At 71.5% G+C, this 228-nt stretch carries 1 pseudogene; it reads left to right on the forward strand.

Going from position 1 to position 228, the window contains the following annotated elements:
- Nucleotides 1-228, forward strand: a pseudogene (locus tag KVS71_RS19890) (ABC transporter substrate-binding protein); the annotation flags it as partial.

Raw genomic sequence — 228 nt, forward strand, 5'->3', positions numbered from 1 at the left:
GGCGAAGGGCGCCTCGTGGAGGGCTTCGCCGAGACGCTGGACGCGACCGTCGACTGGGCGGTCGACAGAGAGGCGAACCTCGCCGAACGGCTGCACGACCACGCCCTCGACCTGGCCGACGGCGGGTTCACCGCTGACACCCCCTGGGGCGACAAGGCGGCGATGCCCGTCCCGTCCGACGATGCGACGACCGCGGGCGAGACGAAGAAGCACGCCATGCTCACCGTT

This window comes from Microbacterium sp. GbtcB4 (genome assembly GCF_019091465.1).
In the GTDB taxonomy this organism is placed as follows: domain Bacteria; phylum Actinomycetota; class Actinomycetes; order Actinomycetales; family Microbacteriaceae; genus Microbacterium; species Microbacterium paraoxydans.